21 protein-coding genes are annotated in these 23,327 nt (G+C 66.3%); 15 read left to right on the top strand and 6 right to left on the bottom strand.

Going from position 1 to position 23,327, the window contains the following annotated elements:
- Positions 1–158: 158 nt before the first annotated feature.
- The 7 genes from R4P95_RS07715 to R4P95_RS07745 all read left to right on the top strand — a co-directional run bounded on the left by R4P95_RS07715 (position 159) and on the right by R4P95_RS07745 (position 8,951).
- The gene (locus R4P95_RS07715; RefSeq protein ID WP_397517644.1) at positions 159–2,087 is read left to right on the top strand and encodes a magnesium chelatase subunit D family protein; all 1,929 of its coding nucleotides are present in this window, start codon (positions 159–161) and stop codon (positions 2,085–2,087) included.
- Positions 2,088–2,154: 67 nt separating this feature from the next.
- Positions 2,155–2,769, top strand: coding sequence for a cob(I)yrinic acid a,c-diamide adenosyltransferase (gene cobO / locus R4P95_RS07720; RefSeq protein WP_109330876.1), 615 nt, complete (start codon positions 2,155–2,157; stop codon positions 2,767–2,769).
- Entirely contained in the window at positions 2,763–4,163 is a 1,401-nt protein-coding gene (locus tag R4P95_RS07725) for a cobyrinate a,c-diamide synthase (RefSeq protein WP_317746523.1), read from the top strand. The genes cobO and R4P95_RS07725 overlap by 7 nt, the downstream gene beginning before the upstream one ends.
- A 7-nt stretch (positions 4,164–4,170) precedes the next feature.
- On the top strand, positions 4,171–4,536 hold the full coding sequence (locus tag R4P95_RS07730; RefSeq protein WP_249353685.1) for a cobalamin biosynthesis protein: 366 nt from the start codon (positions 4,171–4,173) through the stop codon (positions 4,534–4,536).
- Between the two features lie 47 nt (positions 4,537–4,583).
- The gene (gene cobA, locus R4P95_RS07735) at positions 4,584–5,810 is read left to right on the top strand and encodes a uroporphyrinogen-III C-methyltransferase (protein ID WP_213571686.1); all 1,227 of its coding nucleotides are present in this window, start codon (positions 4,584–4,586) and stop codon (positions 5,808–5,810) included.
- A 131-nt stretch (positions 5,811–5,941) separates the two neighbouring features.
- On the top strand, positions 5,942–7,339 hold the full coding sequence (locus tag R4P95_RS07740; protein WP_249354643.1) for an MFS transporter: 1,398 nt from the start codon (positions 5,942–5,944) through the stop codon (positions 7,337–7,339).
- Positions 7,340–7,418: 79 nt separating this feature from the next.
- Complete coding sequence (locus R4P95_RS07745) at positions 7,419–8,951, top strand: NAD(P)/FAD-dependent oxidoreductase (RefSeq protein ID WP_317746524.1); 1,533 nt, start codon at positions 7,419–7,421, stop codon at positions 8,949–8,951.
- Between the two features lie 37 nt (positions 8,952–8,988).
- On the opposite strand, the gene R4P95_RS07750 is transcribed toward R4P95_RS07745, so the two are convergent.
- On the bottom strand, positions 8,989–9,663 hold the full coding sequence (locus tag R4P95_RS07750; RefSeq protein WP_317746525.1) for a response regulator: 675 nt from the start codon (positions 9,661–9,663) through the stop codon (positions 8,989–8,991).
- A gap of 30 nt (positions 9,664–9,693) precedes the next feature.
- Complete coding sequence (locus tag R4P95_RS07755; RefSeq protein ID WP_317746526.1) at positions 9,694–11,310, bottom strand: ATP-binding protein; 1,617 nt, start codon at positions 11,308–11,310, stop codon at positions 9,694–9,696.
- A 66-nt stretch (positions 11,311–11,376) separates the two neighbouring features.
- Between R4P95_RS07755 and R4P95_RS07760 the strand changes: the two genes are divergently transcribed.
- The 4 genes from R4P95_RS07760 to R4P95_RS07775 are packed head-to-tail and all read left to right on the top strand — an operon-like array spanning position 11,377 to position 14,846.
- Positions 11,377–12,366, top strand: coding sequence for a Bug family tripartite tricarboxylate transporter substrate binding protein (locus R4P95_RS07760; RefSeq protein ID WP_159927618.1), 990 nt, complete (start codon positions 11,377–11,379; stop codon positions 12,364–12,366).
- The gene (locus tag R4P95_RS07765) at positions 12,363–12,902 is read left to right on the top strand and encodes a tripartite tricarboxylate transporter TctB family protein (RefSeq protein WP_213571691.1); all 540 of its coding nucleotides are present in this window, start codon (positions 12,363–12,365) and stop codon (positions 12,900–12,902) included. Before R4P95_RS07760 ends, R4P95_RS07765 begins: the two co-directional genes overlap by 4 nt.
- Position 12,903: 1 nt before the next feature.
- The gene (locus tag R4P95_RS07770; protein WP_208961355.1) at positions 12,904–14,463 is read left to right on the top strand and encodes a tripartite tricarboxylate transporter permease; all 1,560 of its coding nucleotides are present in this window, start codon (positions 12,904–12,906) and stop codon (positions 14,461–14,463) included.
- On the top strand, positions 14,460–14,846 hold the full coding sequence (locus tag R4P95_RS07775) for a universal stress protein (RefSeq protein WP_109330857.1): 387 nt from the start codon (positions 14,460–14,462) through the stop codon (positions 14,844–14,846). Before R4P95_RS07770 ends, R4P95_RS07775 begins: the two co-directional genes overlap by 4 nt.
- A gap of 51 nt (positions 14,847–14,897) precedes the next feature.
- Here the strand turns inward: R4P95_RS07775 and yaaA are convergent, their stop codons facing one another.
- A complete protein-coding gene (gene yaaA, locus R4P95_RS07780) occupies positions 14,898–15,641 on the bottom strand; it encodes a peroxide stress protein YaaA (protein WP_317746527.1) in 744 nt (247 codons plus the stop codon).
- Between the two features lie 89 nt (positions 15,642–15,730).
- Between yaaA and R4P95_RS07785 the strand changes: the two genes are divergently transcribed.
- The 4 genes from R4P95_RS07785 (at position 15,731) to R4P95_RS07800 (ending at position 21,244) form a co-directional block, all read left to right on the top strand.
- Positions 15,731–17,476 carry a proline--tRNA ligase gene (locus R4P95_RS07785; RefSeq protein ID WP_213571693.1) on the top strand — a complete coding sequence of 582 codons (1,746 nt, stop codon included), beginning with the start codon at positions 15,731–15,733 and terminating at the stop codon, positions 17,474–17,476.
- A gap of 68 nt (positions 17,477–17,544) precedes the next feature.
- Entirely contained in the window at positions 17,545–19,272 is a 1,728-nt protein-coding gene (locus R4P95_RS07790; protein WP_213571694.1) for an acyl-CoA dehydrogenase family protein, read from the top strand.
- Positions 19,273–19,606: 334 nt separating this feature from the next.
- Positions 19,607–20,068, top strand: coding sequence for an Hsp20/alpha crystallin family protein (locus R4P95_RS07795; RefSeq protein WP_213571695.1), 462 nt, complete (start codon positions 19,607–19,609; stop codon positions 20,066–20,068).
- A gap of 213 nt (positions 20,069–20,281) precedes the next feature.
- Entirely contained in the window at positions 20,282–21,244 is a 963-nt protein-coding gene (locus R4P95_RS07800) for an alpha/beta hydrolase (protein WP_317746529.1), read from the top strand.
- On the opposite strand, the gene R4P95_RS07805 is transcribed toward R4P95_RS07800, so the two are convergent.
- The 3 genes from R4P95_RS07805 to R4P95_RS07815 all read right to left on the bottom strand — a co-directional run bounded on the left by R4P95_RS07805 (position 21,245) and on the right by R4P95_RS07815 (position 23,281).
- Complete coding sequence (locus R4P95_RS07805; protein ID WP_317746534.1) at positions 21,245–21,865, bottom strand: FHA domain-containing protein; 621 nt, start codon at positions 21,863–21,865, stop codon at positions 21,245–21,247.
- Between the two features lie 106 nt (positions 21,866–21,971).
- Complete coding sequence (locus R4P95_RS07810) at positions 21,972–22,799, bottom strand: SDR family NAD(P)-dependent oxidoreductase (RefSeq protein WP_317746535.1); 828 nt, start codon at positions 22,797–22,799, stop codon at positions 21,972–21,974.
- Positions 22,796–23,281, bottom strand: a complete 486-nt coding sequence (locus tag R4P95_RS07815) for a nuclear transport factor 2 family protein (RefSeq protein ID WP_213571699.1) — start codon at positions 23,279–23,281, stop codon at positions 22,796–22,798. The genes R4P95_RS07810 and R4P95_RS07815 overlap by 4 nt, the downstream gene beginning before the upstream one ends.
- Positions 23,282–23,327 lie beyond the last annotated feature (46 nt).

The following is a 23,327-nucleotide window of genomic DNA, read 5'->3' on the forward strand; positions in this document are numbered from 1 at the left end:
AAGTCCTGTTCCAATCAGGCGCGGTCCCGCCACTGTGACGGATCTCTGATTCGCTGCTGCCACGGGCGCGGCGAATCGGAAGTCCCAGCCAGATCGCCGCGGCATTCGTACCAGCCAACAGCTCTCGGCGAGGAAACCGGGGCGTGAAGGGATGCATCGTGCGCACGAACCGTGACGTGGACCAGTCTCCACGGGACTCCTCGACGGGTTTCCCGTTCAGTGCGGTGGTTGGCCAGGACCAGCTGCGTCTGGCGCTCGTCCTGTGCGCCGTCCACCCGGGCATCGGCGGCGTCCTGGTGCGGGGCGAGAAGGGCACGGCCAAGTCGACGGTCGTCCGGGCGCTCACCACGTTGTTGCCGGCGGTCCGTGACGAGAACGGCCCGCGGCCCGCGCGGCTGGTCGAGTTGCCGGTGGGAGCCACCGAAGACCGTGTTGTCGGTTCGCTCGACCTCGAGAAAGTCTTGCGCGACGGTGAACGCGCCTTTCGTCCGGGCCTGCTGTCCGCTGCCCATCAGGGCGTTCTCTATGTCGATGAAGTGAACCTGCTGCACGATCATCTGGTCGACGTTCTTCTCGACGCCGCAGCGATGGGCCGGGTACATATCGAGCGGGACGGCATCTCCCACTCGCATCCGGCGCGGTTCGTTCTGGTGGGCACCATGAATCCGGAAGAAGGCGAACTGCGGCCGCAGCTTCTGGACCGTTTCGGCCTCGCTGTCGATGTCGCTGCGTCGCGTGACGTCGATGTGCGGATGGAGGTGGTGCGGCGGCGCCTCGACTTCGAACGCGACCCGCAGACGTTCGCCGCTCGCTATGCCGAGCAGGATCACGCTCTGGCCACCGCCATCCTGGAAGCCCGCAATCGACTCGATTCGGTGGAGCTCGACGACACCGAACTGCGCCGGATCGCGTTCCTCTGCGCCTCGTTCGACGTCGACGGTATGCGCGCCGATCTCGTCCTCGCTCGCACGGCCACCGCGCACGCCGCCTGGCGCGGTGCGGACGCCGTGACGGCAGAGGACGTGCGGGTTGCTGCGGAGTTGACGCTGCCGCACCGGCGCAGGCGGGACCCGTTCGACGAGCCGGGCCTCGACCAGGATCAACTCGACGAGGCGTTGCGTCAGGCCGACGAGGACACCAGGGCGGCGGCCGACGAACCGCCCGCCGAAGCACCGTCGAGCGAGGATTCGTCCGAGCCGACCGCGGGCGGGGCCGCGGAGGATCCCGACGGACCCGACGACCCGGGCGGACCCGGGGGCGGAGCGCCGCCGCCGGACCGGCCTGCCGGGCCGGCGGGCTCGCAGTTCACCACCAAGCTGCTCGAGATTCCCGGTGTCGGTGAAGGCGCGCCGGGTCGGCGCTCGCGTTCCCGCTCGTCGCGTGGTCGAGCGGTACGGGCGGCGAGCGAGCAAGGGCACGGCCTGCACCTCGTGGGCACGCTGTTCGCGGCAGCGGAACGGCAGGCCGCTCGCGGACGCACGGCCGGCCGGATGATTCTCGACTCGGCCGACCTGCGAGGCGCTGTCCGAGAAGGCCGCGAGGGAAACCTCGTGGTGTTTGTCGTGGACGCGTCCGGCTCGATGGCGGCGCGAGATCGGCTGTCCGCGGTCACCGGGGCCGTCGTCTCCCTCCTGCGCGATGCCTATCAGCGCCGGGACAAGGTGGCCGTCATCACCGTGCGTGGACGAGACGCCGAATTGGTTCTGCCACCGACATCGTCGGTGGACATCGCGGTCCGTCGGCTGCGCGGGATGCGCACCGGCGGTAAATCGCCTCTGGCGGAGGGCTTTCTGCGGGCTCGGCAGGTGGTAGTGCGTGAGCGGCTCCGTGACCCGCAACGGCGGGCGCTCGTGGTCACACTCACCGACGGACGGGCCACGGGCGGCAAGGACGCTCTGCACCGCGCCAGAGTGGCGGCAGGGTTGCTCGCCGACAGTGCAGTCGCCACGGTGGTGGTGGATTGCGAGACCGGAATGGTCCGGCTCGGTCTGGCGGCAGAACTCGCCCGGCATCTGCGTGGCGGGTACGTCCGACTCGGTGAACTCTCCGCGCAGCACGTCGCAGGTGTCGTTCGCGCTGCGGCATAACGATATTCGACGTAACGGAACCGGCATACAAGAAGCCGGGTGTTATCGAACGGTAGGAGAGTAGGACATGCCCAAGGGTGTTCCCGAGAACGTCCCGAACGACGGCCTCACCACACGGCAGCGAAGGAACGCACCGATACTCGCGGTCCACACCGGCCCGGGTAAGGGAAAATCCACCGCGGCTTTCGGGATGGCGTTGCGTGCGTGGAACCAGGGCTTCGATGTCGGGGTGTTCCAGTTCGTGAAGAGCGCCAAGTGGAAGGTCGGGGAGGAGGCGGCGTTCCGTGCCTTGGGGCAACTTCACGAGGACACCGGGGTCGGCGGCGCCGTCCAATGGCACAAGATGGGTGAGGGCTGGTCGTGGGCGCGGAAGCACGGCTCCGAGGAAGACCATGCCGCGGCCGCTGCCGAGGGATGGCGTGAAATCGCCCGGCGGCTCGCTGCCGAGGAACACCGTTTCTATGTGCTCGACGAGTTCACCTATCCCCTCAAGTGGGGGTGGGTGGACGTCGACGAGGTCGTCGCAGTACTGCGTGACCGGCCGGGTGCACAGCACGTCGTCATCACCGGCAGGGATGCCCCACAGGCGTTGATCGACGCGGCCGACCTCGTGACGGAAATGACGAAGATCGCCCATCCGATGGACGCGGGCCGCAAGGGCCAGCGAGGCATCGAGTGGTGACTGCGCACTCCGCGGTTCCCGCCGTAGTCATTGCGGCCCCTGCCTCGGGGAGCGGAAAGACGACAGTCGCCACGGGCTTGATGGGTGCGCTGGGTCAGTCGGGAAATGCGGTGGCGCCGTTCAAGGTCGGCCCCGACTACATCGATCCCGGCTACCATGCCTTGGCCGCGGGTCGGCCCGGACGCAATCTCGACCCGGTGATGGTGGGAGCCAACCGAATCGGCCCGCTCTACCGTCACGGGAGCACCGAGTGCGACATCGCCGTGGTCGAGGGTGTCATGGGATTGTTCGACGGCAAGATCGACGCCGCGTCTGCGGAGCCGTCGGCCGAGGGATCGACAGCACAGGTCGCGGCACTGCTCGGCGCTCCCGTCGTGCTGGTGGTCGATGCCCGCGGGCACAGCCAGTCTCTGGCCGCTGTGCTTCACGGATTTTCGACGTACGACGCGTCGGTGCGCATCGGCGGTGTGATCCTCAACCGGGTCGGAAGCGCCCGGCACGAGGAGGTGCTGAGACAGGCCAGCGAGCGCGTCGGACTCCCCGTGCTGGGCGCGGTTCCCCGGATGGCGGAACTGGAAGTGCCGAGCCGGCATCTCGGCCTCATTCCCGCTGCCGAACACGGCGCCGCTGCCATGCAGGCCGTGGAGGCGATGACACGGCTGGCCGCCCGGCATCTCGATCTGGCTGCGATCCGGGCGCTCGCACGCTCTGCGATCGACGGACCGGCGTGGGATCCCACCGTCGAGGTGGGTGAGGTGCCCGCCGGTGCTCGCCCGACGGTGGCGATCGCCGGCGGCCGGGCCTTCACTTTCGGGTACGCCGAACATCGAGAACTGCTCGCGGCGGCCGGGGCGCGCGTCGTGACCTTCGACCCACTGCACGACGAACTGCCCGCGGACACGGCCGGAGTCGTCCTTCCGGGCGGCTTCCCGGAAGAGCATGCCGCCGCGCTCGCCGGGAACGGGCGCCTCCTCGCACAGATACGCGCTTTGGCCGACGGCGGCGCACCGATACACGCCGAATGCGCCGGACTGCTGTATCTCGCGCGCAGCCTCGACGGTTCGGCGATGGCATCGGTCATCGATGTCGACGCCTCGTTCGGCTCACGCCTGACTCTGGGCTACCGCGATGCGGTGGCATTGACCGATTCGCCCCTCTTCGCTGCGGGCGAGCGGGTGGTGGGGCACGAATTCCATCGAACGTCGCTCACCCGGGCAGAGGCGTCCGGCTATACGCCGGCGTGGGGATGGCGGCCGTGGGACGGTGCACCTGCGCGCGAAGGTTTCGCCGGTGGGGGCATTCACGCGTCGTACCTTCACACGCATCCGGCGGGACACCCCACCGCTGTCGCGCGGTTCGTGAGCGCCGCCCGCGACTTCGCCGACCATGGTTGAGGTCTGCGTGGGCGTCGGGTTCCGCACGAGTGCGTCGAGCGCCGACATCGTCTCGGCGGTGCGCGCGGCGTTGGAGTCCGCGAACGTCGAGGCGCCCGTGACATTGATCTGCCTGGGCACTCTCGACCGCAAGGCGAACGAGCCTGCCGTCGTGGGTGCGGCCGCGGTACTCGGGGTTCCGGTCCTCGGATTCGACACCGGAGATCTCGCTGCCGTCGTCGTCCCACACCCGTCCGGCGTGGTGCATGCACGCACCGGTTCGCCGAGTATCGCGGAGGCGGCGGCGGTACTGAGCGCCGGCGGCGGGCCACTGATCATTCCCAAACGGTCCGCGAATGGCGTCGTCGTCGCGGCAGCCCGTAAAGTTTCGTAGGTTCGAGACAAGACTTACCGGAAAATCTGGAGAAACGGGGATAGCGCGTGACTGCCGCCACCGGAGACGAGACCAACTACCTGGTCGGCCTCAATTTGACCGATCGCCGTGTGGTCGTGATCGGTGGCGGAAGCGTCGCACAGCGTCGACTGGGCCTGCTCATCGCATCGGGAGCACGCGTGCATCTGATCAGCCGCGCCGTCACTCCCGCGGTCGAGGGGATGGCGACCTCCGGTCAGATCACCCTGGAACTGCGCGACTACCGGGACGGTGACCTCGACGGCGCCTGGTATGCCATCGCCTGCACGGACGAACCCGACACCAATGCGGCGATCGTCGCCGAGGCCGAACGGAACAGGGTGTTCTGTGTCCGGGCAGACAACGCCCGGTACGGCACAGCCGTCACCCCGGCCAGTGCAGGCTACGACGGCTTGAGCATCGGTGTGCTGGCGGGCGGCGATCACCGCCGCTCCGCGGCCGTGAGAAACGCCCTGGTGGAAGGCTTGCAGTCCGGAGTCGTTCCCGACACCGACGAGGCGCCCGCAGCCGGTGTGGCGCTGGTAGGCGGAGGTCCCGGTGACCCCGACCTCATCACCGTCCGCGGCCGCCGACTGCTGTCGCGCGCCGACGTCGTGGTGGCCGATCGTCTGGCGCCGCCGGAGCTTCTGGCCGAACTCGGTCCCGATGTCGACGTGATCGATGCTGCGAAGATTCCGTACGGCCGCGCGATGGCGCAGGAAGCTATCAACGCGGCCCTGATCGACAACGCCAAGGCGGGCAAGTTCGTGGTTCGTCTCAAAGGCGGCGACCCCTACGTGTTCGGACGGGGGTACGAAGAGCTCGAGGCGTGCGCCGCAGCAGGGGTCCCCGTCACGGTGGTCCCCGGTATCACCAGCGCGATCTCGGTCCCGTCGGCCGCCGGAATTCCGGTGACCCACCGAGGAGTCACCCACGAGTTCGTGGTCGTGAGCGGGCATGTGGCTCCCGACCATCCCGATTCTCTCGTCGACTGGTCGGCGCTGGCGCGGCTGAAGGGCACCATCGTGTTGCTGATGGCGGTCGAACGCATCGACGCGTTCGCGACGGTCCTGATGGCGGGCGGCCGGCCCGTAAACACCCCGGTCACCGTCATCCAGGAGGGCACACTGCGCACTCAGCGCACGCTCCGCGCGGATCTGCAGAGTGTCGCGGCCCGGGTGAAAGAAGAGCAGATTCGGCCGCCCGCCATCGTGGTCATCGGACCGGTGGCAGGGTTTAGCGTGGACGCTGGGTAACGTGAACGCTCGTGTCTGATTCCCGAGTGCCGAAATCTGCTTCAGTGAACTCTGCGGCAGATGCCCCAGCGGTCCCGGCCGCGGCGACCCGTGTGCTGGGTCTCGCCATCATCGTCCTGAGCGGATTGCAGATGATGGTGGTCCTCGACGGGACCGTCGCCAACCTGGCCCTGGCCCCCCTGCAGGCAGACCTCGGTCTCACCGACAGCGGCCGCAACTGGGTGCTGACCTCCTATGCATTGGCGTTCGGTGGGCTCATGCTCCTCGGGGGCCGGCTCGGGGACGCCTTCGGCCGGAAGAAGATGTTCATCGGCGGCGTCGCACTCTTCACCGTCGCCTCCTTGTTGTGCGGCCTCGCGGTCAACGAATTCATGCTGATCGGTGCCCGCTTCCTGCAGGGTGTGGGTGCTGCGGTGGCCTCGCCCACCGCGCTGGCCCTGGTAGCCACGACGTTCGCCGCCGGTCCCGCTCGCAACCAGGCCATTGCGATCTTCGCTGCAATGACCGGGATCGGATCGATCGCGGGGCTGATCATCGGCGGTGCACTCACCGAAGTGTCGTGGCGGTTGATCTTCCTCATCAACGTGCCCATCGGTGTGGTCATCGTGCTGTTCGCCTTCACGGCGTTGAAAGAGACGGCCGGTGAGCGCCTGGCGCTCGACGTACCGGGCGCCGTTCTGGCGACGGTCGCGGCAACCGGTGTGGTGTTCGCTCTCACCGAGGGACCGGAACTCGGGTGGACCAGTCCCTTCGTGATCGGTGCGCTCATCGCGGGTCTGCTGCTGTTCGTCGCGTTCCTGTATGTCGAGCGCACCGCCGACAACCCGTTGCTTCCCTTCTCGCTGTTCACCGACAAGAACAGGGTGGCCACCTTCGTCGCCATCTTCTTCGCAGGCGCCGTGATGTTCACAGTCGCCGCCTTCGTGGCGCTGTTCGTCCAGGACATTCTCGGTTACAGCCCACTCGAAGCGGGCCTGGCCTTCATCCCGTTCGCGTTCGGTCTGGGAGCCGCGGCCTTCGTGGCGTCGAAACTCGCCGTCCGCATCCAGCCGCGCTGGCTGGTGATCGCCGGGGCGGCCATCATGGTGGTGGGCCTGCTCTACGGTTCCACCCTGGACGCGTCGGCGACGTATCCGGCCAACCTGTTCGTGCCGGTCGTGGGAATCGGTTTCGGTGTCGGACTTGCCGTCGTTCCGCTTCCTCTGTGCGCCATCGCGGGAGTGCCGGAAACCGAGATCGGACCGGTGGCCGCCATTGCTCAGGTCGCGCAGACGCTCGGCGGCCCGCTCGCCCTCGCTCTCATCGGGGCGATGGCGACATCCCGGACGCTGTCCCTCGGTGGGGTGTCGGGCAAGATCGCCGACATGACGCCGGTGCAGATCACTGCGCTCGGTGAGGGCTACACCTTCGCCCTGGTAGGCAGCGCCGTCTGTGCGCTGATCGCCGGTCTGGCGGCACTGTTCATCCGGTTCACCCCGCAACAGGTTGCGCAGGCACAAGCGGCCGAAAAGGCAGCGCAGCAGTCCTGACTCGCCCTCCCCGGGCGTGCGGGCGAAAAGATCCGCAATCGCTGTGCCCGGCGTTCTGTAACTGTCTAGGGTCATTTATATGGATGACCGGGTAACAGACACTGCAGCGGTCGGCGTCGTTCCGGAGGACAGCGTGCGGCACGTCCGCACGGTGATCATCGGCAGTGGTTTCGCGGGACTCGGTGCGGCTATACGACTGAGCAAGGACGGGCGGGATGACTTCCTCGTCCTCGAGCGGGACGGTGATGTCGGGGGCACCTGGCGCGACAACACCTATCCCGGCGCGGCCTGTGACGTGCCCTCGCACCTGTACTCCTACTCGTTCGCACTCAACCCCGAATGGTCACGTTCGTTTTCGGCACAACCGGAGATCCAGCACTACATTCGCAGGGTTGCGCGTCAGTACAACGTCCTCGGAAAGCACGTCTTCGACTGCGACGTGACCGAGGCCCGCTGGAATTGCGGCGTCTCACGGTGGGAGCTCACCACCAACCGCGGCCACTTCTCCGCGGACACCGTGATCTGCGCGTTCGGGGCGCTGGCCGAGCCCTCTCTGCCGAGCATTCCCGGGATCGAAGTATTCGACGGCGAGATCTTCCACTCGGCGCAATGGAATCACGATGCCGACCTCACCGGCACACGCGTGGCAGTGATCGGCACGGGAGCATCGGCAATTCAAATCGTTCCTGCCATCGTCGACCAAGTGCAACACCTGGACGTGTATCAGCGCACCGCCCCCTGGTTGCTGCCGCGATTCGACCGGGCCTATACCCGGATCGAGCGGTGGGCCTTCCACCACGTGCCCGGCGTCCAGCGACTGCTCCGCGCCGCAATCTACGGAGGCCGGGAAGTGCAGGTGGTCGGCCTCGCCAAGGCGCCCGTCTTCATGAAACCGCTGGAATGGCTGGCGCGCATGAAGATCCGGACGGAGATCAAGGACCCGGCCCTGCGTGAGAAAGTCACTCCGAACTTCCGGATCGGCTGCAAGAGAATGCTGATTTCCAACGACTACTACGCGGCCCTCGACCGGGACGACGTCGAACTCGTCACCGACCCGATCGCGGAGATACGAGAGCATGCGGTGGTGACGAGGGACGGCACCGTGCGTCCGGTGGATGCCATCGTCATCGCGACCGGATTCCAGGTGACGGATTCACCGATGTTCGAGGTCATCTTCGGGCGGGACGGACGCAGTCTGGCGCAGGTTTTCGGTGAGGCCGGTATGCAGGCCTACAAGGGCGCGACTGTCGCCAACTTCCCCAACATGTTCTTTCTCGTCGGACCCAACACGGGGCTCGGCCACACGTCGATGGTGTACATGATCGAATCACAGATCAACTACGTCGCCGATGCCATTGCGGCGTTGGAGCAGAACGGACTTCGCACGGTCGAGGTACGCAAGGAGGTTCAGGACGATTACAACCGGGACCTTCAGGAGAAGCTGTCGAACAGCGTCTGGATGACGGGCGGATGCGCCAGCTGGTACCTCGATCGGCACGGCAACAACACCACACTGTGGCCCGACTTCACCTTCAAATTCCGCCGCCAGACACAGCGTTTCGACATCGCAGCCTACGAGGTGTCCGCCGACGCGGGTACGCCGGTGGGGTAGCGGCAGGCCACCGCAGACTGTCCTGATGCCGCCTGCCTCAGTGGCGAACGGGCCGGTACCGGCGAACAGGTCTGCCCGCGCCCCCGTACTCCAGGCGTACTTCGAGCAAACCCTCGGCCAGGTAATGCTCGAGGTACCTGCGCACGCTCACCCGGGACAGTCCCGCGAGCTCGGCGCATTCCATGGACGACAACTCGCCCCGCTCCTGCACGATCTCGAGGACCAACTTGCCGGTTTCGGCGCTGAGCCCCTTGGGGAGGCGGCCCGGGTCGGCGTTCTTGCCTGCGCTGCCGAACAGGGAGTCGATCAACGACTGATCCGCGCCGGATTGTGATTCGAGTGCCCGTGCCCGCTGCCGGAAGTTCTCGAGCTTCTCCTGCAGGTGGGCGTACTCGAACGGTTTCACCAGGTAGTCGGAGGCGCCGCCGTGCAGTGCGCGGCTGACGGTGTCGATCTCTCTTGCAGCGGTGATCATGATCACGCCGACCGGATTTCCCTCCGCCCGGAGGGACTGGAGGACATCGAGTCCGGACATGTCCGGCAAGTACACGTCGAGAAGCACGAGATCCGGCCGACGAGAGCGCACGGCATCGAGGGCGTCGGCCGCGGTCCGCGCGACTGCGACGGTGGTGAACCCCGGCGTCTTGTCGACGAACCGGCGGTGTATCTCCGCGACCATGAAGTCGTCGTCGACGACCAGCACCTCATACATCGTTCCGCCGAACGGTCATGGTCGGAGAGTCTAACTACGGGGAACGTGGACGGTGAACAAAGCGCCTCCGGTGCCGGGCGCGTCCGACACGGATGCGAATCCGCCGTGCTGCGCGCTGACCAGTCGCACCAGGGCCAGCCCGATCCCGCGACCTCCTGGCACCCCTGTCTTGGACGTGACTCCCCGGGAGAAGATTTCCTCGCGCATCGACTCGGGTACCCCGGGGCCCGAGTCGGCGACCTCGATCAAAATGCCGTCGCCGTCCGTGATTCGAATCGATATCGTCGCGTGCGGTCTGCCTTCGGACACGTCGACGGCATTGTCGATGAGATTCCCGACCACGGTGATGACGTCGGTCGCGAGCTCTGGGTCGAGGGCGTGCAGGCGTGAATCGGGCTCGAGTGTCAGAGACACTCCGGTCTCCGCCGCCAACGAGGTCTTCGCGATCAGGAGGGCGGCCACGGCGGGATCGGAAATCCTTTGCGTCACCGCGTCGCTGATCTCTGCTCGGCGTCGAGTGAGGGTTCCGACGAATTCGGTGACGGCGTCGTAGTCACCGAGCTGAGTGAGTCCCGAGATGGTGTGCAACTGGTTGGCGAATTCGTGCGTCTGCGCGCGCAGCGTGTCGGTGACGCTCTTGTGGGACGACAGCTGGCTCTGCATCGACGCCAGCTCGGTGCTGTCGCGCATGGTGGTGACGGTGCCGATCTTGTGGCCCTGGCTGGTAGCGGCCCGCCGGCTGAGCGCCAGCATGCGCGAGGACGTCGAGAGCACCACGTCACGGCCGTCCTCGCCGGTGAGGAGATACCGCCGGACGCCCGGGTCGAGTGGGACGTCGTCGACGTGCCTGCCGACGACGTCACCGCTGAGGTCGAGTAGTTCCTGGGCGCTGTCGTTGAGGAGCGTGATGATGCCGTCGGTGTTCACCGCCACCACGCCCTCACGGATGCTGTGAAGCAGGGCCTCCCGGTGGTCGGCGAGACTGGCGATCTCGGCGATCTCCAGCCCCCGGGTGTGTGTCTTGATTCTGCGTGAGAGAAGCCACGAACCGAGAAGTCCCAGCCCGGCGCCGATCCCGAGGTAGAGGAGCAGCCGCGCACCGGCACTGCTGAGCAGGGCCCAGGTCGACGGGTAGTCGTCGCTGACCGATACTGCTGCCAGGACGTCACCGGTGGCAGTGAGGATAGGAACGTGGCCGACGATGGCGCGCCGGTCGTCGACCACGACATCACCCGACCAGGCGCGGCCGGTCAGCACGTCGCTGCCGCCGAGTTCCGCGGGCAGCCCGATCCGGGTGGGGTCGGAGGACACTGCCGTCACCCCTTCGGGTGTGACGATCTCCGCCAATGTCGCGCCCGACAGATTGACTGCCCGATCCACTTCGGGGGCGAGGACTCGCTCGACCGACGGGTCCGAGAGGCGGTCACGCACCACCGGGGTCGAGGCGACGTTCTCGGCCACGGCGATCATGCGCTGGCCCTGCAATTCGCGAAACTCCACCGTCGATTGGTGAACCGAGACGGCAGCGACCGCGAGAAGGACGACGCCGACGACCACCAGCTGGAGCAGCAGGACCTGCCCGGCAAGACTTCGCACTCTGGGGTGACGTGGTGACCACAATGAACTTAAGTTCCATTTCGTTCGCATAGGTGACGTGCGTCACCAATGGGGACAGTATTGCCGAAGATCACATCGATGGCGAAATGGGGAACGATGGCGAGAACAGGTGGCGGAAGCAGCGTACGCGCGGTGCTCCTGCTGGCGCTCGTAGGCCTTCTCGTGGCCGGGTGCGGAGTTACCCGTGGCGAGGACGAGGGCTTGCACAGGGTGCGGATGATGGTTCCGAACAGCCCCGGCGGCGGCTACGACCTCACCGCGCGGACTGCGGTGAAGATCATGGAAGATCAGGACATTACCGGCCGAGTCGAGGTCTTCAACGTCATAGGTGCAGGTGGAACGGTCGCCATGGCTCGACTGATGAACGAGTCGGGCAACGACGATCTCATGATGATGATGGGTCTCGGAGTCGTCGGTGCCGGTTACACCAACGGGTCGTCCGCCCGCGTGTCCGACGCGACCGCATTGGCGAAGGTGGTGGAAGAGCAGGAAGGCATTCTGGTTCCTGCGGATTCGCCGCTGCGCACCATCGACGACTTCGTCGCGGCGTGGCGGGCCGACCCGGCCTCGGTCACGATCGGCGGCGGATCGTCACCGGGCGGGCCGGACCACCTGTTCCCGATGGAGACCGCCCGCGCGGTAGGGGTGGATCCCAATGCAGTGAACTACGTCTCCTACGACGGTGGAGGTGACCTGTTGACGGCGCTGCTCGGACAGAAGATCACCGCGGGCACCTCGGGGCTGGGGGAGTACGTCGACCAGATCGAAGCCGGTCAGGTGCGCGTGCTCGCGGTGTCGGGTAGCGAACGGGTCGAGGGCGTCGATGCGCCGACGCTGTCGGAGGCGGGAATCGATCTCACCTTCACCAACTGGCGTGGAGTCCTTGCGCCCCCTGGCCTTTCGGACAGTGCCCGGGCCGACATGGTGGAGGCGCTGGAGAAGTTGCACGACACACCCGAATGGAAGGAGGCCCTGGTGAAGAACGGTTGGAGTGACGCCTTCATGACGGGACCGGATTTCGAGCAGTTCCTGCGCGACCAGGACGAGCGGGTCTCGTCCACCCTGTCCGAACTGGGGTTGGCATGACCACGCCCGTGCCACCGCCCGCCGGCGCCCCCGACGTGGTCCCGGCGCCACGCAAACGGGACCTGGCGCAGTTCATCGTGTGTGCGGTCATGCTCACGGTGGGCGTGTTTCTCATCGTCGACGCACTGACCCTCAGCGCCGGGTTCGCGAAGGTGGACCCGGTCGGGCCGCGGCTGTTTCCGCTGGCGGTTGGCATCGGGTTGCTCGTCCTCACCGCGATCCTTGCTGTCGCGATCCTGCGCGGCTCCACGGGGGAGGCCGACGGGGGCGAGGACGTCGACCTCGATTCGTCGAGTGACTGGCGAACGGTGGGGCTGCTCGTCGGTCTGTTCGCCGCCACCATCGCGCTGATCGACTTCCTCGGATGGGCGATCACCGGAACGTTCCTCTTCGCCGGGGCGGCAACAATTCTCGGCAGCCGCCACTGGGTACGCAACATCGCCATCGGTGCGGTGCTCGGCTTCGGTAGCTTCTACGCGTTCTACGTCGGGCTCGGAATCCCGCTGCCCGCAGGCATTCTGGACGGAATTCTCTGACATGGACAATCTGAACTGGCTGCTGCAGGGGTTCGAGCAGGCAGCCACCCCGATGAACCTCCTCTACGCATGCCTGGGCGTCCTGCTCGGTACCGCCGTCGGCGTCCTTCCCGGCATAGGCCCCGCCATGACCGTGGCACTCCTGCTCCCCGTCACCTACAACGTCAGTCCGAGCGCCGCCTTCATCATGTTCGCCGGCATCTACTACGGCGGAATGTACGGCGGCTCCACCACATCCATTCTGTTGAACACCCCGGGGGAGTCGTCCTCGGTGATCACGGCCATCGAAGGCAACAAGATGGCGAGAGCAGGAAGAGCGGCGCAGGCTCTGGCGACCGCGGCGATCGGTTCCTTCGTCGCCGGATCGATCGGCACGATGCTGCTCGTACTCTTCGCCCCCGCGGTCTCGAGTTTCGCGGTAACCTTGGGTGCTCCTTCGTATCTCGCGATCATGCTGCTGGCCCTCGTTGCCGTCACGGCGGTGTTGGGAAGCTCGAAGCTTCGTGGATGCATCTCCCTGCTGCTCGGGCTCGCGATCGGGCTGGTCGGGATCGATTTCCTCACCGGGCAACCGCGCGCCACTTTCGGGATCCCGCAGCTGTCCGACGGCATCGATATCGTCGTCGTGGCAGTCGCAGTCTTTGCGCTCGGTGAAGCCCTCTGGGTGGCGGCGCACCTGCGCCGCAGGCCGGCCGAGGTCATTCCGGTCGGCCGGCCGTGGATGGGCAAGAAGGACTGGAAGCGGTCGTGGAAGCCATGGCTGCGAGGGACCGCGTACGGATTCCCGTTCGGGGCACTCCCCGCCGGTGGCGCCGAACTTCCCACCTTCCTGTCCTACATCACCGAGAAGAAGCTCTCGAAGCACAAGGACGAATTCGGCAAGGGCGCCATCGAAGGGGTCGCAGGCCCCGAGGCGGCCAACAACGCCTCCGCGGCGGGCACGCTCGTGCCCATGCTGTCGCTCGGTCTGCCCACCAACGCGACCGCGGCTGTCATGCTCACCGCCTTCGTCTCGTACGGGATCCAGCCCGGACCGACCCTGTTCGAGAAGGAACCGCTCCTCATCTGGACGTTGATCGCGAGCCTGTTCATCGGCAACTTCCTCCTGCTCGTCCTGAACCTGCCTCTCGCGCCGCTGTGGGCCAAGCTGCTCCGCACCCCGCGCCCCTACCTGTATGCGGGCATCTTGTTCTTCGCTGCGCTCGGCGCCTTCGCAGTGAACCTCCAGTGGTTGGACCTGGCGCTGCTCCTCGTCTTCGGCCTGATGGGTCTGATGATGCGCAGATTCGGATTGCCCGTGCTGCCACTGATCATCGGTGTCATCCTCGGTCCGCGCATCGAACGGCAACTGCGGCAGAGTCTGCAACTCGGTGGCGGAGACTGGGGAAGTCTGTTCACCGAGCCGGTGGCAATCATCGTCTACGTGATCATCGCGCTTCTGCTTCTCGCCCCGCTCGTCGCGAAGTTCGTCCGTTCGCGGCTTCCAGTCCCCACACTCGACTTCCCGGAGGGACCGTCCGCCGACGATTCCCCGGACACCAGAGAGAAGGCGCACGCATGATCGTCGTCGGTTACACCCCGGACCGGTACGGAGAGGCAGCCCTCGACCACGGCCTCGCAGAAGCACGGCTGCGCCAGACATCACTGGTGGTGATCAACTCCTCGAAGGGCGACGCTCTTGCGGATCAGTCGTTCGCCGACCACACGCAGCTGCAGAAACTGGAAGAGAAGCTCGCCGACAGCGGTGTCGAACACGAGGTCCGGCAAATCGTCGGCGACGAGGTGGTCGACGTCATCATCGAGGCGACGACAGCACCGACCGCCGAGCTGCTCGTCATCGGTATCCGCGACCGCACCCCCGTCGGGAAGCTGCTGATGGGGAGCACTGCGCAACGCCTGCTGCTGTCCTGCCGCAAGCCCGTTCTGGCCGTCAAACCGGAGTAGAACCCTGTGAGCACTTGTCAACCGCCCGCGGTTGACAAGTGCTCACAGGGGTTAGTCGGTGAGGATGATCAACTCCCGCTTCGAGGCGACTTCGACGCGGAGTCCGGCCTTCGACGCCACGCGGGCGACGCCGCGTACGTCCCGGGGTTCGGCGCGCGAAAGGGTGAGCGCGCGGGCGAGCAGCCCCTTGTGGTGTTTGTTGAAATGGCTCACGACGGTGCGGGTGCCGTCCGGCTTTTCGGTGAGCACGGTGGCGATCACCGCGTCCGGAATCGGGCCGAGCTGCTGATACGTCCCGGATCGCAGATCGACGACGAGGCCATCCGCTTCCGCGGTGATTGCCCGGCTCAATTCCAGCTTCCACAACGACCGGAGGGTCCCCAGACCGGGCAGCTTCGACCCGCCGGACAACCGGTAGGCGGGGATCAGGTCACCCGCGCGCACCGCGCCGAACAGTGCCGATCCCATCGCGAGGCGCGAGAGAGCCTTCGACTTCTGTGCCTTGGTGAACGACTTCGCGTCGAGCGCGTCGAACAGGACGCCGGTATATCGCTCCAACGCCGGCCGGGTCGGCGACACCCACAGCTTGGCGTTCCGCTCGATCTCGTCGGCCTGCGTCGGGCCGAGGCCCAGTGCCTCCTGCGACGCCTCCGCATCGGCGGCGAGAGCCACCAGCGCCGACACCAGCACCTCTCGAGTGTCGGTGAGCTGCGGCATGGACAGCTCGGCCAGGTCGAGGGGGGCGTCGGCGCCACCGTCGGACTTGGTTTCTGAGGGAGGAAGCAACACCAGCACGGTGGAGACCCTACCGATCGGCCCTTTCATCGATGCCGAAGCCGTGCCGACGCAGTGGTGCGGCTACCAGCGGACTATTCTGATGACCCGTGATTACCCGCCTCTCCCACCTGTTCCTCCGCACCTTGCGTGACGACCCCGCCGACGCCGAGGTTCCGAGCCACAAGCTGCTGGTCCGTGCCGGCTACGTACGGCGTATCGCTCCCGGTGTGTACTCGTGGCTGCCGTTGGGTCTGCGCGTGCTGCGTGAGGTCGAGCGGGTGGTGCGGGAAGAGATGAACGCGATCGGGGGCCAGGAGATTTCCCTGCCCGCGCTTCTGCCGCGCGAACCCTACGAGGCCTCCAATCGCTGGACCGAGTACGGCGACGGGCTCTTCCGCCTCAAGGACCGCAAGGGCGGCGACTATCTGCTGGGCCCCACTCACGAGGAGCTGTTCGCGCTCACCGTCAAGGGTGAGTACAACTCCTACAAAGACTTCCCGGTCACCCTCTACCAGGTGCAGACCAAATATCGCGACGAGGAGCGCCCCCGCGCCGGGATTCTCCGTGGTCGCGAATTCATCATGAAGGACTCGTACTCCTTCGACCTCACCGATGACGGTCTCATCGCCTCATATCAGGCCCACCGGGACGCCTACGAGAAGATCTTCGCCCGTCTCGGTGTGAAGTATGTGATCGTGTCGGCCACTTCGGGCGCTATGGGCGGAAGTGCGTCCGAAGAGTTCCTGGCGGAAAGCGAGATCGGCGAGGACACCTACGTCCGCTGCCTCGAGTCGGGCTACGCCGCCAACGTCGAAGCGGTCGAGACCCTGGCGCCCGAGCCCATTCCCTTCGACGGGCTTCCTCCCGCGCAGGTGCACGACACGCCGGACACACCGACCATCGCGACGCTCGTCGACTGGGCCAACGGGGCCGACCTCGGCCGGACCGTGACGGCCGCCGACACGTTGAAGAACATCCTGGTCAAGACCCGGCAGCCCGGTGGCAAGTGGCAGTTGCTCGGAATCGGCATCCCCGGTGACCGGGAGATCGACGACAAGCGCCTCGGTGCGTCCTTGGAGCCGGCGGAGTTCGAGATGCTCACCGAGGCCGATTTCGAGGCGAACCCGTTCCTCGTGAAGGGGTACATCGGACCGAAGGCTCTGCAGGAGAACGGTGTTCGCTACCTCGTGGACCCCCGGGTGGTGGACGGCACGAGCTGGATCACCGGCGCCGACCAGCAGGGTAAGCACGTGGTGGGTCTCGTCGCCGGCCGCGACTTCACCCCGGACGGCACCATCGAGGCGGCGGAGGTTCGAGACGGGGACCCGTCGCCGGACGGCGCTGGTGCCCTGGTGGCTGCCCGTGGCATCGAGATCGGCCACGTTTTCCAGCTCGGTCGCAAGTACACGGATGTGTTCTCCGTCGACGTTCTGGGCGAGAACGGCAAGCCGGTCCGGCCCACGATGGGCTCCTACGGTGTCGGCGTGTCCCGCCTCGTCGCCGTGATCGCGGAACAGCACCACGACGACAAGGGTTTGCGCTGGCCGGCGGAGGTGTCTCCCGCAGACGTGCACGTAGTGATCGCCAACAAGGACGACACCGCGCGTGAGGGCGCGGAGGGGCTCGCGGCACAACTCGACAAGGCCGGACTCGAGGTCATTCTCGACGATCGTAAGGCTTCGCCCGGCGTGAAGTTCAAGGACTCCGAGCTGCTCGGCGTGCCACTGGTCGTGGTGGTCGGGCGCGGCTGGGGTGAGGGAAAGGTGGAGGTCCGCGATCGCTTCACCGGCGAGAGCCGTGAGGTTGCCGCCGAGTCCGCGCTGAGCGAGATCGTGCAGACCGTCAGGGGCTGATCAAATCGCCGCGCGCCTTTCGTCTCGACTGTTAGCTTGGCCTGAGACGTCCGGACGAGAGGCCCGCTGTGACGAACTCCCTGCTGTTCGACCCGACTTCCTACGACCCCGAGCATTTCGACCCCGAGACGCGACGGCAACTGCGGTCGCTGATCGACTGGTTCGAGGCGCGGGGTAAGAAGAGGCTGCTCGAGGACGATCTCGGGGCGGTATGGCCGGCCGAATTCCTGGAGTTCGTGAAGCGGGAGAAGCTGTTCGCGACCTTCCTGACTCCTGCCGAACTCGCGGACGGCAACCCGGACAAGCGCTGGGACGCCGCGCGCAACGCCGCGCTGAGCGAAATTTTCGGGTTCTACGGGCTGGCGTACTGGTACGCGTGGCAGGTGACAGTACTGGGGCTCGGTCCGATCTGGATGAGTGCGAACCGGGCGGGGAAGGAACGCGCCGCCCGACTTCTCGACGAGGGCGGGGTGCTGGGTTTCGGTCTGTCGGAGAAGGCACACGGCGCCGACGTCTACTCGACGGACATGCTTCTCACACCCTCTCCGGACCGGGACCTCGCCTTTACCGCGACCGGCGACAAGTACTACATCGGCAACGGCAACGTCGCCGGCATGGTGTCGGTGTTCGGGCGCCGCACCGACGTCGAGGGCAGCGACGGGTACGTCTTCTTCGTCGCCGACAGCAGGCATCCCGCCTACCACCTCGCGGGCAACGTGGTGCGCGGGCAGATGTACGTCAGCACCTTCCGGCTCGAGGAGTACCCGGTGCGCGAGGAGGACATCCTGCACACCGGCGTAGCGGCGTTCGAGGCGGCGCTGAACACCGTCAACGTCGGGAAGTTCAATCTGTGCACCGGGTCGATCGGAATCTCCGAGCACGCGTTCTACGAGTCGATCACGCATGCCCACAACAGGGTCCTGTACGGCAACCCGGTCACCGACTTTCCGCATGTGCGCGGGAACTTCGTCGACGCCTACAGCCGGTTGATCGCGATGAAGCTGTTCAGTGCCCGCGCAGTCGATTATTTCCGCAGCGCGAGTCTCGACGATCGCCGGTACCTGCTGTTCAACCCGATGACGAAGGCCAAGGTCACCTCCGAAGGGGAGAAGGTGATCGCGCTACTGCACGACGTGATCGCGGCGAAGGGGTACGAGAAGAACACCTACTTCCGGGAGGCGGCTCAGCTGATCGGCACCCTGCCGAAGCTCGAGGGCACCGTGCATGTCAACGTCGGACTCATTCTGAAGTTCATGCCGAACTACCTGCTCAACCCCGCGGAGTACCCGGAGATCGGCACCCGGCTCGACGCCGTCGACGACACCTTCTTCTGGGCTCAGGGCCCGACCCGCGGCGCGGGCAAGATCCGGTTCCACGATTGGACGAAGGAATACGAGGCGCACTCGGACATTCCCAACGTGGCCCGGTTCTACGAGCAGGCAACCGCATTGCGGGAACTGCTCACCACCGCTCCGCCCGATGCGGCGCAGCAGAAGGATCTCGACTTCCTGCTCGACCTCGGTCACCTGTTCTCGCTCGTCGTCTACGGGCAGCTGATCCTCGAGCAGGCGGACATCCTTCACCTGAACCGCGAACTGATCGACCAGATCTTCCACTTCCAGATTCGGGACTTCTCCGGCTACGCCGTTGCGCTGCACGGAAAGTCGTCCGCAACCGAAGGGCAGCAGAAGTGGGCGCTCGGTGCGATCCGGCGTCCGGTGGTAGACGCGGAGCGATTCTCGCGAGTGTGGACGCAGGTGGAGAGTTACGACGGCGCCTACGAGATGAGCCCGTAGGGTTGGTCGCGGCCTTCGACGGTCGGCGGTGGCGACGTCGGTCGTGCGACAGGGGTGCGGGAATGGCCATCCCAGGGTGGCTGGCCTCGGTGGTGTAGGCAGTGCATTCTGGTGTGGCAGAGACACTCGCCGATATCCACGTGGAATGCCGCAGATGCGGGTTGCGCTCGGCGGGTGCCGTTTTCGCGGTGGACCGGCACCAGCGGGTGCCGGTTTTCCGAACAGATTCATGCTGGCACTCTCGGGTGACGAGTGCTAAATTTTCAAGTGCACAGTGATGGTGGATGTCCGCCGCGGTGGCGGGCACCGTTGGAGACGTGGGAGGTGTGTTGCTGTGCTTCGCTTCGACCCCTTCAGTGATCTCGAATCCATGACGAAGAGCATGCTCGGCTCTCCGGTCGGTTCCGCCCGGGTCCCGCGATTCATGCCGATGGATCTGTACAAGGTCGACGACCACTATGTTCTGCACGCCGACCTGCCCGGTGTCGATCCGGGATCGGTCGACGTCAGTGTCGACAACGGGACGCTCACGCTGACGGCTCATCGGAGCGCTCAATCCGAGGAGAACGTGCAGTGGATCGCCTCGGAACGGTTCACCGGTACATTCCGGAGGCAGCTGTCACTCGGCGAAGGTATCGACTCCGACAAGATTTCGGCGTCGTACGAGAACGGGGTGCTGAGTGTGACCATCCCGGTCGCCGAACGGGCGAAGCCGCGCCGGATCGAAGTATCCAGCCTCGGTGCCGGTGAGCATCGGACGATCGAAGCCGGTCCCGCGGGTGGTGACTCGAGCTGATCGAGCGGCGTGGACGATTGTCCCGGGAGCCCCCTCTCCGAGGGGGCTTCGTCATGTCGTCATCCCCACCAAGGGTGTAAATAATGACACCTTCGGGGGCGAGCGCCACCTCTGAGGGTGCTGGAGGGTTCGGTTGCCGGACGGCAAGGTGGACATCAGTCGAGGAGCGGTAACACTCCACCCGTCCCGAGCGAAGATACCGAGGAGGCCCTCATGTCGAACACCCCGGTTTCATCCGAGCACGATGGTCGCCGGCTCACGGTCCGGACAGAAGATGGGATTCCTCTTGCAGTGCGAGAGTTCGGGACACCCGATGCGCCGACTACGGTGGTGTTCGTCCACGGACATTGCCTCCGCACCGAATCCTGGTGGGCGCTGCGCAAGCAGCTGGTCCGCTTCTGGCGCAACGAGGTGCGCATGGTCTTCTACGATCATCGCGGGCACGGTGAGTCCGGAGAAGCCCCTGCCTCGACGTATACCATCGACCAACTCGGTCGCGATCTCGGTTCGGTGCTGAACGCGGTGGCGCCCCGGGGTCCGATCGTTCTCGTCGGACACTCGATGGGCGGAATGACCGCGTTGTCGTATGCGCGGCAGAATCCGCACACGATCGGTTCGCGCATCGTCGGGATGGCCCTGATATCGACGGCCGCATACGATCTCGCCGAGGCGGGCCTCGCCCGCCATCTGCGCAGTCCGGCAGTGTCGTTGCTTCGCAGCGCTGTCCGGCGGGCGCCACGGGTCGTGCACGGATCGAAAAAGCTCGGCCGGACAGTCGGTACTGCACTGGCGAAAGCGGCGGAGGCACGCAATCGGCCCGTCGACCCACGGCTCGCCGCTCTGGTGGCCGCCATGGTCAACACGACCTCCGTGGTGACGATGTCCAGCTTCCTCGAATCGCTGCTCGGCTTCGACGAGCGCGCCTCCCTCGCGGCTCTCGCGCACATCCCGTCGTTGGTCCTCTGCGGCTCGGTGGACATGCTCACACCGTTCCAGCACTCCGCTGCCATGGCGTCGCTGCTGCCCGCATCGCAATTGGTCAGTGTCGACGGGGCGGGACACTCCGTCATTCTCGAACGTGCGGCCGATGTGGCAGCCGCGATCATCGGGCTGGTCGAGCGGATTGCGCACACCGCGCCCGCCGCCTCCGGCCGTGAACTGATGGCGGTCGGCTGATCAGAGATCGCGTTCGTTGATGATGCCGCTGCGCATCGCCTGCTCCGCCAGGCGAACGCGCTTCTGATTCTGGGGCAGATCCCCGACCCCGAATTTTGCGAACAACGTCCTCAAATGCGTCTTGATCGCATCGACGCTGAGGAAGAGCTCCTCGGCAATCTGTTGATTCGACGCCGGATTCGCGAAGGCGGCACCGTGCTTGTAGGGCCGGCACAACGCCGTGAGCACGCCGCGCTGCGTCTCCGTGAGAGACCGGACGTCGGGCATGTCGGTGCCCATCCGGGTTGCCTCGTCGGGTCCGCCGCCGAACTCCAGATAGCGGATGCGGGTGGCACCGATGCGGATGCTGTCGCCCTGCCGTAGTCGCCGCCGTCCGGCAAGGCGTTCGCCGTTGACGAAGGTGCCGTTACGGGACAGTCCGTCGTCGAGAATGGTCCAGTGCGAGCCCACGCATTCGACCACGGCGTGGAGTCGTGACACCTCATCGTCTTCGGTGAGGGGGAGGTCGGAACCCGGCGATCGTCCGATGGTGACGCGCGGCGATTCGAGGGAGAGGTCCACGGTGTGGTGGTGACCTTCCCGATCGGAATAGCTCAGACGAGATTCAGTGTCTCGGTCCACGGCGACAACCCTTCGGCACGTTCCTATCCTGCCCCGCCGCGGGTGTGCTGAGCAAGATCAAGTGCGGCGGGGTGCTTGCGGTGTCGGTCGCATCGACAGCGGCGGCTCAGAAGACGGGTCCGCCGCCGAACGCCGCCCGGTGGGACGGCGGGGTGCGGCCGTTCGTGTCGGTGATTCCGTACTCGCGCGCGAGTTCCGCGGTCACGAAGGTGTGACCGCTGCGGTGGGAGAGGGACGGATCGTCGACGAGCCCGCAGATCACCTGACCGACGAACTGCGGTGACTCGGCGTCCGCGACAGGAAATCCCGCGATGCTGTCGACACCGCTGGCGAGGATCATCTCCGTCCGGACGATCCCCGGCCACAGGGACACCGTCCGCACGTCATGCGGCGCCAGCTCGACGGCCATGTCACTGGCCATCTTGTCCAGCCCCGCCTTCGACATGCCGTAGAGGACGGAATGAAGGTGGCTCCTGGTGCCGAACGACGAGATGTTGGCGATCAGGCCGCGGCGGCGCGGAACCATCAGCCGGGCAGCCTCCACGGACGCAACATAGTGGGCCCGCAATCCGACGCCGATGAGGGAGTCCCAGTCGTCGAGCGGACGCTCCCAGAAGGGAGTGCTGAATCCCCCGAACCCTCGCGGACTCGCCCAGACGTTGTTGACCAGCAGGTCGAGCCGGCCACCCTGCTCGTCGGCGATGCGCCGGAACAGGGTCCGCACGTCGTCGTCGTTCCGGTGATCGCACGCAACGGCGACTCCGGTGCCGCCAGAGTCGGAGACCGTCTCGGCAGCGGCAACCAGTGGGCTGCCTTGCGGTGCGGGGCCCCGGCCGGTCAGGTACACCGTCCATCCCGCCGCACCCAGAGCCGTGGCCACACCCTTGCCGACGCCGCGGCTCGCCCCGGTGACCAAGGCAACGCGGGCGGTCACTGCACCACCACCGTGTCCGAAGTGAGCGGACGGGTTATCGACCATCTCACGCTGTAGTGGCACCGCGACATTCGCCATTCACCGTTCTCGACCCGATAGTCGTCGTCGTACTCGCCGGAGGACACCGTCTCCGTACCGTGGAGCAGATCGACCTGACGGAAGGCCAGCGTCCACGCGCCGGACGCCTCGGTCTCGCCGTGCAACTCGATGTGGGGATGAAAGCCGTGATGCATGTCGAGGATGACCGGCCGACCGTCCACTTCCCGTAGTGCAATGTCCGTGAACACCTGGGTGATGCGGTCAGCGTCGTCGAACCGGCCGAGGACGCCGAAGTCGATCGACGCGCCCGACGAGACGAAGCAGGCCCGGAACGCGTCCGGGTCCTTTCCGTCACAGGCCCGCCAGTACCGGTACTTCAGTGCCTTGATGGCCTCGACCCTCTCGAGATCGTCCAGACGCCGTTCCATCGAGCGATCGTCCACGCCGTCGTCCTCTCGTTCCACCAGTGGCCTGGCTCAGACGCTAGGC

The sequence above is a fragment of the Rhodococcus sp. IEGM 27 genome (assembly GCF_033142305.1).
GTDB classification, from domain to species: Bacteria; Actinomycetota; Actinomycetes; order Mycobacteriales; family Mycobacteriaceae; genus Rhodococcus_F; species Rhodococcus_F oxybenzonivorans.

Coding starts and splice junctions, on each gene's coding strand:
- cobO (WP_109330876.1), top strand. CDS start 2,155: ATGCCCAAGGGTGTTCCCGAGAACGTCCCGAACGACGGCCTCACCACA.
- R4P95_RS07755 (WP_317746526.1), bottom strand. CDS start 11,310: ATGCGAACGAAATGGAACTTAAGTTCATTGTGGTCACCACGTCACCCC.
- R4P95_RS07745 (WP_317746524.1), top strand. CDS start 7,419: ATGGATGACCGGGTAACAGACACTGCAGCGGTCGGCGTCGTTCCGGAG.
- R4P95_RS07760 (WP_159927618.1), top strand. CDS start 11,377: ATGGCGAGAACAGGTGGCGGAAGCAGCGTACGCGCGGTGCTCCTGCTG.
- R4P95_RS07800 (WP_317746529.1), top strand. CDS start 20,282: ATGTCGAACACCCCGGTTTCATCCGAGCACGATGGTCGCCGGCTCACG.
- R4P95_RS07765 (WP_213571691.1), top strand. CDS start 12,363: ATGACCACGCCCGTGCCACCGCCCGCCGGCGCCCCCGACGTGGTCCCG.
- R4P95_RS07770 (WP_208961355.1), top strand. CDS start 12,904: ATGGACAATCTGAACTGGCTGCTGCAGGGGTTCGAGCAGGCAGCCACC.
- R4P95_RS07775 (WP_109330857.1), top strand. CDS start 14,460: ATGATCGTCGTCGGTTACACCCCGGACCGGTACGGAGAGGCAGCCCTC.
- R4P95_RS07750 (WP_317746525.1), bottom strand. CDS start 9,663: ATGTATGAGGTGCTGGTCGTCGACGACGACTTCATGGTCGCGGAGATA.
- R4P95_RS07740 (WP_249354643.1), top strand. CDS start 5,942: ATGATGGTGGTCCTCGACGGGACCGTCGCCAACCTGGCCCTGGCCCCC.